The 13,072-nt window shown below is 47.0% G+C and carries 11 protein-coding genes and 1 riboswitch; of the genes, 6 read left to right on the forward strand and 5 right to left on the reverse strand.

Translation table 11 applies throughout. The annotated features are described in order from the left end of the window. Window positions 1-13 precede the first annotated feature (13 nt). Window positions 14-544 carry an inorganic diphosphatase gene (ppa, locus tag ACZ5ZC_RS09500; RefSeq protein WP_012841160.1) on the reverse strand — a complete coding sequence of 177 codons (531 nt, stop codon included), beginning with the start codon at window positions 542-544 and terminating at the stop codon, window positions 14-16. Window positions 545-671: 127 nt separating this feature from the next. Next, window positions 672-1,688: a class 1 fructose-bisphosphatase gene (gene fbp / locus ACZ5ZC_RS09505; protein ID WP_005392321.1), complete on the reverse strand. Its 1,017-nt coding sequence runs from the start codon at window positions 1,686-1,688 to the stop codon at window positions 672-674. A gap of 312 nt (window positions 1,689-2,000) precedes the next feature. On the opposite strand from fbp, the gene mpl reads away from it, so the two are divergent. From mpl to thiQ, 5 genes are all read left to right on the forward strand, one after another. Next, the gene (mpl, locus tag ACZ5ZC_RS09510; RefSeq protein WP_124007403.1) at window positions 2,001-3,359 is read left to right on the forward strand and encodes a UDP-N-acetylmuramate:L-alanyl-gamma-D-glutamyl-meso-diaminopimelate ligase; all 1,359 of its coding nucleotides are present in this window, start codon (window positions 2,001-2,003) and stop codon (window positions 3,357-3,359) included. A gap of 4 nt (window positions 3,360-3,363) precedes the next feature. After that, window positions 3,364-3,999: a flavin prenyltransferase UbiX gene (locus tag ACZ5ZC_RS09515; protein ID WP_006742964.1), complete on the forward strand. Its 636-nt coding sequence runs from the start codon at window positions 3,364-3,366 to the stop codon at window positions 3,997-3,999. Window positions 4,000-4,036: 37 nt separating this feature from the next. Continuing rightward, a riboswitch (TPP riboswitch) is annotated at window positions 4,037-4,173 on the forward strand. A 71-nt stretch (window positions 4,174-4,244) separates the two neighbouring features. Further along, window positions 4,245-5,237: a thiamine ABC transporter substrate binding subunit gene (gene thiB / locus ACZ5ZC_RS09520; RefSeq protein WP_006742963.1), complete on the forward strand. Its 993-nt coding sequence runs from the start codon at window positions 4,245-4,247 to the stop codon at window positions 5,235-5,237. Between the two features lie 41 nt (window positions 5,238-5,278). Beyond that, window positions 5,279-6,865: a thiamine/thiamine pyrophosphate ABC transporter permease ThiP gene (thiP, locus tag ACZ5ZC_RS09525; RefSeq protein WP_079882924.1), complete on the forward strand. Its 1,587-nt coding sequence runs from the start codon at window positions 5,279-5,281 to the stop codon at window positions 6,863-6,865. After that, window positions 6,865-7,569, forward strand: a complete 705-nt coding sequence (gene thiQ / locus ACZ5ZC_RS09530) for a thiamine ABC transporter ATP-binding protein (RefSeq protein ID WP_395205586.1) — start codon at window positions 6,865-6,867, stop codon at window positions 7,567-7,569. Before thiP ends, thiQ begins: the two co-directional genes overlap by 1 nt. An 18-nt stretch (window positions 7,570-7,587) precedes the next feature. Here thiQ and ACZ5ZC_RS09535 read toward each other — a convergent pair whose 3' ends face one another. Next, a complete protein-coding gene (locus tag ACZ5ZC_RS09535; RefSeq protein WP_054867221.1) occupies window positions 7,588-8,535 on the reverse strand; it encodes a LysR family transcriptional regulator in 948 nt (315 codons plus the stop codon). A gap of 92 nt (window positions 8,536-8,627) precedes the next feature. Here ACZ5ZC_RS09535 and ACZ5ZC_RS09540 point away from each other — a divergent pair, with 92 nt between their 5' ends. Then, entirely contained in the window at window positions 8,628-9,704 is a 1,077-nt protein-coding gene (locus ACZ5ZC_RS09540) for an alkene reductase (RefSeq protein WP_248381530.1), read from the forward strand. Between the two features lie 63 nt (window positions 9,705-9,767). Here the strand turns inward: ACZ5ZC_RS09540 and ACZ5ZC_RS09545 are convergent, their stop codons facing one another. Further along, on the reverse strand, window positions 9,768-10,205 hold the full coding sequence (locus tag ACZ5ZC_RS09545) for a universal stress protein (RefSeq protein ID WP_005392306.1): 438 nt from the start codon (window positions 10,203-10,205) through the stop codon (window positions 9,768-9,770). A 44-nt stretch (window positions 10,206-10,249) separates the two neighbouring features. After that, the gene (locus ACZ5ZC_RS09550) at window positions 10,250-12,829 is read right to left on the reverse strand and encodes a TRAP transporter permease (protein WP_065644958.1); all 2,580 of its coding nucleotides are present in this window, start codon (window positions 12,827-12,829) and stop codon (window positions 10,250-10,252) included. Window positions 12,830-13,072 lie beyond the last annotated feature (243 nt).

Genomic DNA, 13,072 nt, shown 5'->3' on the forward strand with positions numbered 1-13,072 from the left:
TTAGCAGTGATGCTTATTTTTTCTGAGCGCGCTCGTAAGATTCTAGGATCTCAGCTTTAGCGGCAGCAACATCTGCCCAACCATCCACTTTCACCCATTTACCTGCTTCAAGCTCTTTGTAACGCTCAAAGAATTGCGTGATCTGCGCTTTCAGTAGTTCTGGGATATCGTCCACATCTTGGATATGATCGTACTCTTTCGAGATTTTGGTGTGTGGAACCGCAAACACTTTTGCGTCTTCACCTGACTCATCCGTCATCTTCAAAACGCCAACAGGACGGCAGCGAATCACTGAACCTGGCATGAGTGGGTATGGTGTTGGTACCAGTACGTCGACTGGGTCGCCATCAAGAGACAGCGTATTGTTCACGTAGCCATAGTTACATGGGTAGAACATTGGTGCAGACATGAAACGGTCGACAAATACCGCACCAGAGTCTTTATCTACTTCGTACTTGATTGGATCTGCATTTGCAGGAATTTCGATCACGACATAGATATCTTCAGGCAGCGACTTGCCTGCTGGCACATGGTTTAAGCTCATTAGAATATTCCTTTTCATTAACGATGAGTCACACAGAAGCGGCTTCATCTGATGATAAATTCGCGTTTCACTTTAGCGACAAAAACGCGGCAGGTAAACACCTGCCGCGTTGGACAAAGGTCTGAAATTATTCTTCGTCGCGGTGCAGTTCAAGGAACTCTTCAACTTTGCGAACCATGTTCTTAGAACCAACAAAGAAAGGCACACGTTGGTGCAATTCGGTTGGTTTGATATCCATGATGCGATTGACGCCGTCTGATGCAATACCGCCCGCTTGCTCAATTAAGAACGCCATTGGGTTACATTCATAAAGCAGACGCAGTTTGCCCTGTGGATGGCTTTGCGTACTAGGGTAAAGGTAGATACCACCTTTCAGTAAGTTGCGGTGGAAATCAGCAACCAATGAGCCAATGTAGCGAGAAGTGTATGGACGACCGTCTTCTGGCACATTCTCTTGGCAGTACTTGATGTACTTCTTCACCCCTTGAGGGAAGCGAATGTAGTTACCTTCGTTGATCGAATAAATCTTACCTTCTTCTGGAATCATCATGTTTTCATGAGAAAGGCAGAAGCTGCCGATAGATGGGTCGTAAGTAAAGCCGTTTACGCCGTTACCCGTGGTGTAAACCAACATGGTTGATGAACCGTAAATCACGTAACCAGCGGCAACTTGCTTATGACCAGGCTGAAGGAAATCTTCTTCTGTCGCTGGTGTGCCAATAGGTGAAACACGGCGATAAATAGAGAAGATAGTACCGACAGAGACGTTAACATCGATGTTAGAAGAACCATCAAGTGGGTCCATCAGTACCACATATTTGGCGTTTTGGTTGAGCTCTTTGTTGAAAGCAACCGCTTCGTCTTCTTCCTCACTGGCAACGCCACACACTTGGTCACGAGCTTCAAGCGCGGCTTTGAACTTATCGTTTGCGTAAACATCGAGCTTTTGCTGGTCTTCACCTTGGACATTTTCCGTGCCTACAGCACCAGTGATATCACCGAGACCCGCTGCGTTGATTTCGCGGTTAACGATTTTTGCAGCTAAACGAATGGAGGCTAAAAGGGATGATAGATCACCGCTAGCGTGGGGGAAATCCGCTTGTTTTTCGACAATGAACTCGCCTAGGGTGCGCAGTCCTGACATGGTTAATCCTTACATTTTCATTTCATTGGGGGTAGTGCGCAAGTGAGCATCTCTTTATGGATGTTAAACGATTGCGCTAGATGTAAGTTTAAGTCGCAGATCTTTTTAATGGTAATGAAGTAACTGTTTGAGATCTCAATTTATTTGTAGACTTGTTTGAGGGATTCATCAGTAAGCAAGAGGTTGTACAGTCTGTGTTCAACCTTGTCATATTTGTGAAAGGGACTGCAAGAAGAAGGCTAAAGTCTCTCGCTTTTCTGGTTGTGATCGCGATAATGAAAGCATTAAAGAACGCATTACAAGGTTTAGTTTATGCACATTCATATCTTGGGTATCTGTGGCACATTTATGGGCGGCGCTGCGATTTTAGCTCGCCAATTAGGGCATAAAGTCACTGGTTCTGATGCCAACGTTTACCCACCGATGAGCACGTTGCTTGAGTCTCAAGGTATTGAAATTATTGAAGGCTTCGACCCGTCTCAACTCGACCCTCAACCAGACCTTGTGGTGATTGGTAATGCCATGAGCCGTGGTAACCCATGTGTTGAACATGTGCTCAATACCAACATGCGCTACACCTCTGGTCCGCAGTGGCTCAACGAGTTTTTGCTGCACGATCGCTGGGTATTGGCGGTATCGGGTACACACGGTAAAACGACTACGTCGAGCATGCTGGCTTGGATACTCGAAGACTGCGGTTATCAACCTGGTTTCCTAGTTGGTGGAGTACTTGGTAACTTTGGAGTCTCTGCTCGTTTGGGCGAAAGCATGTTTTTTGTCGTTGAAGCGGACGAATATGACAGTGCTTTTTTCGATAAGCGTTCTAAGTTTGTGCACTACCATCCTCGAACCTTAATCATGAACAACCTTGAGTTTGATCATGCAGACATCTTCGATGATCTAGAGGCGATCAAGCGCCAATTCCATCATTTAGTGCGAACGGTTCCCGGCAATGGCTTAATCTTAGCTCCGAAGCAAGACCAAGCTTTGGCGGATGTATTAGAGCGTGGTTGCTGGACAGAAAAGCAGTTTTCAGGTGTTGATGGCGACTGGCAGGCGCACAAATTAGTGGTCGATGGCTCAAAATTTGAAGTTGCTCTACAAGGCGAGAAGGTCGGTACCGTCGAATGGGATTTGGTGGGTGATCATAACGTTGATAATGCGTTAATGGCGATTGCCGCGGCGCGACACGTTGGCGTAACGCCGGAGCTTGCGTGTCAGGCTCTGGGCCGTTTCATTAACACCAAGCGCCGTCTTGAGTTAAAAGGTGAAGAGCAAGGTGTGACGGTTTACGATGATTTTGCGCATCACCCAACGGCAATTGAACTCACCGTCGGTGGTTTGCGTAACAAGGTAGGCGAAAAACGCATTCTTGCCGTGTTGGAACCTCGTTCTGCCACTATGAAGCGCGGCGTGCACAAAAACACACTCGCGGATTCGCTACACAGCGCAGATGAAGTGTTCTTATTCCAACCAGACAACATCGAATGGTCGGTGCAAGATATCGCGGAACAATGTCAGCAACCTGCTTTTGTTGACGCTGACATCGATAACTTTGTAGCGAAAATCGTTGAACGTGCGCAGCCAGGTGACCAAATCCTCGTGATGAGTAATGGTGGCTTTGGCGGTATTCACGGCAAGATCCTCGAGCAACTTAAACAAAAAGCCTGATTTTATGCAAAACAAACAGCAGCAAGCAGAAAAAGCCATCACTTTAGCGTTAACTGGAGCATCTGGTGCGCCTTATGGTCTGCGCCTTTTAGAATGTTTGGTCGCGGCGGATTATCATGTCTACGTTCTGATCTCTTCAGCGGCTCGTGTCGTGATGGCAACCGAACACAACCTTAAGTTGCCAAGTGGGCCTGAAGCCGCAAAGCAAGCGTTGGTGGAGCATCTCAACTGTGATCCAAATAACATCACCGTTTGCGGTAAAGATGACTGGTTCTCACCGGTAGCGTCTGGCTCTGCGGCACCCAAGCAAATGGTGGTTTGCCCATGTTCAGCAGGAAGTGTTGCGGCGATCGCGCATGGTATGTCGGATAACTTGATTGAGCGCGCCGCTGACGTGGTGATGAAAGAGCGTGGGCAGTTGTTGCTCGTCGTTCGCGAAACACCATTTTCAACGCTGCATCTGGAGAACATGCACAAGCTATCGCAAATGGGCGTCACCATCATGCCAGCGGCTCCGGGTTTCTACCATCAGCCAAAGAGCATTGAAGACTTAGTGGATTTTATGGTGGCGAGAATTCTCGACCACTTAGGTATTGAGCAAGGTTTAGTGCCTCGTTGGGGTTATGACCAGCGTTCGTGAGCTGATTGTGTAACCACTCAAATACCTTTACAATCCATCCAACTCATCGGGGAGCAAACCCATTTAGCATTGAGTCAATCAATGCATTTGGGCGCTGAGACCTAAGTGCTTTACTAGGGACCCGTATTACCTGAACCAGATAATGCTGGCGTAGGAATTGAGTCTGGATATTGGAAGTCCTTAATAGCCGCCTCAACCCTGTGCCGCTCAACTTATTTCTCTGAAATACTCATGGAGAGCGAGCAGTGAAAACCACTTCAAGTCTGATTGCCTTAGCTGCAATTACTTCAACTTCAGCGTTTGCTGCTGAAAACCCATTAACTATTTATACCTACGATTCTTTTGCCGCAGATTGGGGACCAGGTCCTAAAATCGAGCAAGCTTTTGAAGCAAAATGTGGCTGTGACGTTAACTTCGTGGCGTTGGACGATGGTGTGTCGATCCTGAATCGTCTTCGTCTTGAAGGCGGTAATAGCAAAGCCGACATCGTGTTAGGTTTGGATAACAATCTGATGGCAGAAGCGAAGAAAACCGGTCTGCTTACCGAGCACAATGTGGATACGGCTAACACAGTGTTACCAAATGGTTGGAGCGACACGACGTTTGTACCGTACGATTACGGCTACTTCGCGTTTGTGTACAACACAGAGAAACTGGCTAATCCGCCGAAAAGCATGAAAGAGCTGGTGGAAACGCGCGACGATTTGAAAGTGATTTATCAAGATCCGCGTACGTCAACGCCGGGCCAAGGCTTGATGCTGTGGATGAAATCCATTTATGGCGACGATGTGACGCAAGCGTGGCAGAAGCTAGCGAGCAAAACCGTAACGGTCACGAAAGGTTGGTCAGAAGCGTATTCCATGTTCCTTAACGGCGAGTCGGACTTAGTGCTTTCTTACACTACGTCACCTGCGTACCACTTAATTGCGGAAAACGATTCAAAGTTTGCGACGGCGAATTTTGCTGAAGGTCACTACATGCAAGTTGAAGTCGCCGCTAAAGTGAAAGGGGCAAAAAATTCAGAACTTGCTGATCAATTTATGAATTTCATTTTAAGTGATGAGTTCCAGTCAGCGATGCCAACGGGTAACTGGATGTACCCTGTTACTGACGTTGAGTTACCTAAAGGTTTTGAAACCTTGAGCGTTCCAAACAAGTCGTTGAGCTTTAGTGCTGATGAAGTGGCAAAAATGCGTAAGTCTTGGATTCGCGAATGGCAAAGCGCACTGACATTTTAGCTGACGTTCCACCCCTCATCTGAATGAGATAGGTTTTACCTTTGAATTCTGTTCCAAAAATAGGTTTAGGGGTCGCGATGATCATCGCGACCTTTGTTGTTTCTGCCCTAGGTGCTTTGATTGTTCAAGCCCCTTCACTTGATGTGTCTGTGGTATGGGACGACCCGTATTATCAACATGTCACCAAGTTCAGCTTTTACCAAGCTTTTCTTTCCACATTGCTCAGTGTTGGCTTGGCCATTCCAGTTGCGCACGCGCTTTCGCGTCGCCAATTTATTGGTAAATCATTACTGCTTAAGCTGTTTGCATCGACGCTAGTTTTGCCTGTTTTGGTTGGTGTTTTCGGGCTATTAGCGATTTATGGCAACAGCGGTTTGTTAGCGCAGTGGCTACAGAGTTTCGATAGCAAACTGCCATTTTCTATTTACGGTTTGAACGGCATTTTACTCGCCCATGTGTTCTTTAATTTACCTTACGCGGCGCGCTTGCTGTTGCAAGCATTAGAATCTATTCCTGCCGAGCAACATAAGCTGTGTGCGCATTTAGGTATGAACCATTGGAATAAGTTTCGTTGGGTGGAATGGCCGCGTTTAAGACAGCAACTTCCCCACGTTTGTGGTTTGGTATTTATGCTGTGTTTTACCAGTTTCGCCACTGTAATGGCATTGGGGGGCGGGCCAAAATCTACCACCATTGAATTGGCAATTTACCAAGCGATTAAGTTTGATTTTGATTTACAAGCTGGGGCGTTATTGGCGCTGTGGCAGATGCTGTTATGTGGACTGCTTGCGATTGGAGTGCAGAAGTTAACAAAGCCTGTTTCTATCAGTGCTGGCAGCACATCGGTACAGCAATATTTAACGAAGGATCATGGGTGGTCAAAAGCTTGGGATAGCTTTTGGATCATAGGTGCCTTTTTACTGGTGATACCACCGTTATTGATGGTGTTACTGAGTGGCATCAACCAACAAGTTTGGACGGTGTTAACCGATGAACGTTTTTGGTCTGCGTTATCTAACTCACTCAAAGTGGCAGGGTTAGCCAGTGCGCTTGCGGTCGCTGCAGGGGTGTCCATACTATTGACCAGTCGCCGTTGGCGGTTGCAGTACAAAAACACGCGAGCCGATCAGATTGAGTTAATCGGCACCATTATTTTGGTGACGCCAGGTTTGGTGATTAGCACCGGATTATTCTTGCTGTTGCGATCATTTACCGATGTTTTTAGCTTGGCGTTTTTTGTTGTGATTTTGGTGAACGGTTTGATGGCTTTGCCTTACGTGATCAAAACGCTGGCACAGCCAATGCTGCATATTGAGCAACAGTACCAGTATGTGTGTGCCAGCTTAGGCATGCGTGGCTGGCAACGCTTTAAAGTGGTGGAGTGGCAGGCTCTGCGCAAGCCATTCGCACATGCGTTTGCGATCAGCTTTATGTTTGCGATTGGCGATTTAAGTGCTATCGCGTTGTTTGGCGGGCAAGAGTTCCGCACTTTACCTCTGTATTTATTCCAGCTGCTTGGCAGCTATCAGATGGACGCGGCTGCGGTGGTATCGGTGACCTTGTTGTTGTTGAGTGTGGGCTGTTTTGCCTTGATTGAGAAAGTATTGAAAACGAAGGAGAGAGCGTAATGTTAGTGTTGGATGATGTGCAGTACACCTACCAACGTGAGCTGTTTCGTTTTGACTTAACGATTGAGCAAGGTCAGATAGTGTCGCTGATGGGACCAAGTGGGGCTGGAAAGTCGACGTTGCTGGCGTTGGTGGCTGGGTTTATCCATCCTGACCAAGGTGACATTCGGGTTGATGGTGAGTCTATTGTGCGTAAAGAGCCTTATCAGCGTCCTTTCTCCATGCTGTTCCAAGAGCATAACTTGTTTTCTCACTTGTCGGTGCGTGACAACATTGGCTTAGGTTTACACCCAGGGCTAAAGCTCACTGTAGACCAAAAGCGTCAGATTGAACAAGCGGCGCAGCAAGTTGGCGTTGCAGAGTACCTCGACCGTTTGCCTGAGCACCTTTCTGGAGGGCAGCGTCAACGTGTTGCCTTGGCGCGTTGTTTTGTTCAGCCTCATCCCATGTGGCTGTTGGATGAGCCTTTCTCGGCGCTTGATCCGGTTTTACGTGAAGAGATGCTGAGCTTGGTAAAAAAACTGGCGGCAGAGCGGGGAATAACCGTATTGATGGTCACGCACCATTTAAGCGATGCCAAAGCCATTGCCAGCCACTTTGTGTTTGTGGCTGATGGCAAAGTGGAAGCGGCGGATAGTATGTCTGCATTGAGTGAGCAGCATGCTAGTGAGAAGCTTTCGGCATTTATCCGAGCCGCACGCTAATGCTCAATGGTGGCTGGGTTATGCTTCTCCGCAACACAAACCATGTCGAGGACCAAATTCAAATTGAGATCTTAGGCTCATGATATGGTCAATCATCGCTTGTACTCGTCGCGTTCGGTTTGCGCCAGGACGATAGACTAAATAAATGGGCATTGGTACCGTGTGCCATTGAGGTAAGACTCTGACTAAGGAGCCATTTTCTAGCTCTTGCGTCATGTTTTGCATAGGTAAGTTAGCGATTCCCAATCCTTTGAGTGCGCCTTTTAATACCGCTTCTACGGTGGTGCTAGAGAAGTTACTGCTTACCGAGACGTTGACGGTGCTGTCCTGCGAAATCAACGTCCAAGGGCCTATCTCTGAAACATACTGATATCTCAAACAGTTGTGTGTTGTCAGATCTTCTGGCGTTTTAGGTACGCCACACTCAGCTAAATACTCAGGACTGGCGGCCAATACTCGGGTGGTGTAACCCAATTTTTTAGCAATCAGTCGATCATCGACGATCTGGCCGACTCGAATTGCCATATCAAAACCGTGTGAAAATAGATCAACAAAATCGTTCGATGCTTCTAACGCAATTTGTACTTTTGGCCATTGTTTTAAAAATGGTAAAAAGATGTGCTCAGCCATATACGCGTCCAAGGCTGGTGGCGCAGCAATGCGAAGCCGACCTTGGATCTGCTGTTCCATTTCCTGAACGTCTTGACCAATCGAGTGAAATTCCTCAACTAAGCTTGCAGCACGCTCTAAAACCATTTGACCAGCTTCGGTAATCACCAACTTTCGGGTCGTGCGCTCTAGGAGCTTGGCTTCAAAGTGTTGTTCGAGTTTGGTTATGGCTTTACTAACAGTAGATTTTGGTAGGTTTAACTCCAGCGCGCACTTGGTTAAGCTCAGTAGTCGACAGCTTGTGACAAAGATAGAGAGCGTCCTAAAGTCAATTGTTTCTAAATTTCGAACAATCACTTTCAATTATCCATATTGTTTCAATATTGATCTGATTATAGTCTGGCTCTTCATCCTTAGCCATCAAGTTATTGTCATTTGAGGTAAACAACATGTCCAACTCTGTAGACTTATTTTCTCCTATCGAACTCGGTCAATTAGCATTAAATAACCGTGCCATTATGGCCCCTTTAACGCGCGCTCGTGCCAGCGCAGATCATATCCCGAATGACCTTATGGTTGAGTACTATGCTCAACGCGCGAGTGCTGGACTTATCATTGCTGAATGCACCATGGTGATGGAAGGAACGTCTGCTTTTATGGCAGAACCGGGCATTTATAACGAAGAACAAATTGCAGCTTGGAAAAAGGTAACGGATGCGGTTCATGAAAGAGGCGGTAAGATCGTATTGCAAATTTGGCATGCGGGACGCGCTTGTCATCCTGAACTGAATGACGGGAAAACGCCTGTTGCAGCGAGCGCACTAGCCATTCGTGATGAGTTAGTTCATACCCCTTCAGGTAAGCAAGCATATACGGTACCACGAGCACTCGAAGTGGATGAGATAGCTTCCATTGTGGCAGCGTTTAAGCAAGGTGCGAAAAACGCTAAGAGAGCAGGCTTTGATGGTGTGGAGATACATGGCGCCAATGGTTATCTTATCGATAACTTTCTTCGTGATGGATCGAATTTACGTACTGATGAATACGGTGGCTCAGTCGAAAATCGTGCCCGTTTTTTACTTGAGATAGTTAAAGAAGTGGTCGAGGTATGGGGACCTGGAAGAGTAGGGCTGCGCACATCACCATTAAATGGATTTAATGACATGAAAGACAGCGATCCGGTTGGCTTGGTTCGTTACTTAGCTAAGCAACTTAATGCTTTCGATCTTGCTTATTGGCACGTGATGCGTGCGGATCTAAAGGGCGTACAAAAAGCAGATGTTCTCAAGCCAGCACGCGAAAACTATCAAGGTTACCTAATGGCCAATGTGGGCTACAGTGCACAAGAAGCGACAACGGCAATTGCAGAAAATCAAGTTGATGTGGTCGCATTTGGCGTTCCATTTATCGCCAACCCTGATTTAGTTGAGCGATTTAAGAAAAATGCACCTCTTAATGAGGCAAAACCTGAGCACTTTTATTTAGGTGGAGCAGAAGGTTATACTGATTACCCAGTAATGGCATAATCATTACTTGTTCAATATAAAAAGGACGCTAATGTTAGCGTCCTTTTTCGTTTCTTTAGTTGTTTAACCTTGCGGTTTCACGACCATCACATTGATTGGAGAATATTCCACGACCTTACTTGCGACAGAGCCAAGCATTACTTTATTGATTTTAGAACGCTTGTGACTTGGCATAATGATGAGATCAGCGCCCAAGCGCTCTGCATAATCAAGAATCGTCGCGTAGGCTTTGCCCTCAGCAACATGCACTTGGTACACAACATCTTCAGCAATATGCTTATTGGCAAAAGCTTTTAATTGCTGCTTCACGTCTTGCTTCATTTTGGCTGCTGCATCTTTTGGGAAGTATGTAGCAACCATCGACATGTGAATACCAGGTAGTACTGTTAGGAGGTGGATTTGCGCATTCGCTTGCTTTGCCTGCCAAACCGCTAGTTCAACCGCTCGGTCTGAAAAGCCTTGGTCATTTAGATCAACCGGAACAAGAATTTGTTTGTACATTCAATGTCTCTCACTAAGGCCCCTTGTCCTCGGGGCCAAATCGGTTATGCGCTCAATTGTTCCTTACGAGCACGACGTTTTTGGTTCATGGCAAGCACCAGCAAAATCATTAAGCATGGCACAAATACCCATTCTTTCATCGGACGTTCTGCATCTTGGATCACCCACTTGATCTCCCAATCAAAGTCGATACCTGCAGACTCTGCCGGACTACCAAACTCGACCATATCGACAATCATTTTGTTGTCGCTTTCGGTCAGCATCAGACCCATAGACGAAATACGTGCTTCCGCTGTTGTCGCACTGTCTTCGAATGGAAGACGAACCGTTTTCTCGATGTAGTCGCCCTCAAGGTTTTCGCCGGCAACACGTAGCTCCAATGATTCTCCTACATTTAGCGTTTCCGTGATTTGAGCTACCTCAACGCCAGGAGAAAGAACTTTCGCTGGATACAGCATGTCCCACCAAAAACCAGGACGGAAAAACGAAAATGTCAGTACTAATAATAGAACGGTTTCCCACCACTTGTTACGTGTGAACCACCATCCTTGTGTAGCGGCGGAAAAGATCAGCATCGCAATGATCGATGAGATAACCGTGAGTGCTAAATGCCACCAAGAGTCTATCCCCATCAATAGTAGTTGGGTATTGAACACAAACATGAATGGCAAAATGGCGGTTCGAATATCGTAAGTAAAGCCTTGGATACCGGTACGAATTGGGTCTGATTTAGCAATCGCAGCCGCCGCAAATGCCGCAAGACCTACGGGTGGGGTGTCGTCGGCCAAAATACCAAAGTAGAAAACGAACAAGTGCACCGCAATGAGTGGGATGATCAAGCCATGTGCTGCACCTAGCGTGACAATAACCGGTGCCATCAACGTAGAGACGACGATGTAGTTCGCCGTTGTCGGTAGACCCATCCCAAGAACCAAGCTGATTATTGCAGTAAACAGCAGCATAAGAATGATGCTACCGCCAGAGATAAACTCAACGAAGTCGGTCATAACTAGGCCAATACCCGTTAGGGTGACGACCCCAACCACGGTACCTGCCGCTGCCGTTGCAACGCCGATACCAATCATGTTACGAGCGCCAGCAACCAAGCTCTCAGCCAGATCAACGAAGCCATCTTTGGTTTGCTGCATCATGTCACCTTGCTTTGATAACAGAGCAATCAATGGACGCTGAGTCAGCAAAATGAAAATCATGAACACTGTTGCCCAGAATGCTGAAAGACCTGGCGAGAAGCGCTCTACAGTCAGACACCAAACCAATACAACGATAGGCAGTAGATAGTGCAAACCAGATTTAACCGTTGGGCCAGGATCTGGTACTTCTGTTAACTCTGCATCAATCTCAATTGCGCCATCTTGCACATGATTTGCTGAGATCTTCACCAAGCCAACGTACGCAATTAACAGGGCAACCGTAACAATTGGCGTCGCGGCATCACCAAAGACATCTTTCGTCCAACCCACTCCGTAGTAAACCAATGCGCTGATCACACACAGTCCCAAGATTGTGCCAGTAAAGGAAAGCAAACTTTGTACTAACGTTGGGTTGTGGCGACGAGGAAGACCTGTCATACCCGCTTTACACGCCTCAAGGTGAACGATGTAAATCAAAGCGATGTAAGAGATAAGTGCCGGAAGTAGGGCAGCCTTAATCACCTCAACGTAGGAGATACCGACATATTCCACCATCAAGAATGCCGCCGCGCCCATGATTGGTGGCGTTAACTGACCATTGGTTGAGGCGGCAACTTCAACGGCTCCCGCTTTGGTGCCCGGAAAACCGACACGTTTCATCAATGGAATGGTAAAGGTACCAGTGGTTACCACGTTTGCGATTGAAGAGCCAGAAACAAGCCCGGATAAACCAGATGCAACAACGGCCGCTTTTGCAGGACCACCTTTCATATGACCCAGTAAAGAAAAGGCGACTTTAATGAAGTAAGCACCTGCGCCAGCGCGTTCCAGCATGGCGCCAAACAATACAAACAAGAACACAAAAGAGGTTGAAACGCCTAATGCGACACCGAATACACCTTCCGTTGTTAGCCATAAGTGAGACATGGCCTTGTTTAAGCTCGCTCCTTTATGCGCGATAACATCGGGCATGTAAGGGCCGGCAAAGGTGTAAGTAAGGAAGACAGCAGCAACCACCATCAGTGGTGGACCGAGCGCTCGGCGTGTTGCTTCTAAAAGGAGAACCATACCGATGACAGCAACGACGATATCTACCGTTGTTGGTGCACCGGAACGTCCAGCTAGCTCGGTATAAAAAAGGTAAATATATGCCGCAGAAAAACTACCTGCTAGCGCCAATATCCAATCGACAAGAGGGATATGATCGCGAGGGGAATTTTTCATCGCTGGATAAGCAGTGAAAGCCAAGAAGATCGCGAAAGTGAGGTGGATTGATCGCGCTTCCGTGTCGTTCAGTACGCCGAAATTAAAAATAAATGGTAGCGGAGATGCGTACCATAATTGAAATAGTGACCAACACAGAGGAACAAACCAAAGGATTCGTCCTTGCATTCCCGAGGGGCTACGTGCACCTGTGTCTGCCTGAGCCACCATTTCTTGCACATCTTGTGACGGAGCTTGATTCGTCGCCATGTACTTTTTCCTTATTATTGATGGTCCTGTCGGATTTTTATCGAGAACCACACTTCGCCTTTATCAGTGTAGCGAATGGAGCGAAGTTTGCTTTCGAGTATTTTGCTGCCTGAACTCAAAGTGTTGAATTTTGGAGACTCTGCTAGGCGGCGTTTAAGTTTTTCTTGGGTATGAACTCGCAATTTTCGGAAGAAAACTGGCGAATGAAGCATGCGGTTAGCACGTGCTACAACCTGCATGCTC

This window comes from Vibrio sp. JCM 18905, assembly GCF_055393305.1.